The 205-nt window shown below is 55.6% G+C and carries 1 pseudogene; it reads left to right on the top strand.

Going from position 1 to position 205, the window contains the following annotated elements:
- A pseudogene (locus BEN48_RS03840) lies at nucleotides 1-205 on the top strand (30S ribosomal protein S4); the annotation flags it as partial.

The following is a 205-nucleotide window of genomic DNA, read 5'->3' as shown; positions in this document are numbered from 1 at the left end:
ATACCGGCCCTACCTCAAAAATTGCCCGTCGCTTCAACGAGCCGATTTTCGGCCCCGACAAAGCGCTCAACAAGAAAGCTTATCCTCCGGGCCAGCACGGCCGCGGCGGCGCAAGAAGCAGTCGGAGTACGCCGTCCAGCTGATGGAGAAGCAGAAGGTGAAATACATGTACGGCATGTTGGAGAAGCAATTCGAAAACCTGTTC

Origin of the sequence: Hymenobacter glacialis (genome assembly GCF_001816165.1) — a bacterium.
GTDB lineage: Bacteria > Bacteroidota > Bacteroidia > Cytophagales > Hymenobacteraceae > Hymenobacter > Hymenobacter glacialis.
This window is presented reverse-complemented; position numbering and strand designations above follow the sequence as displayed.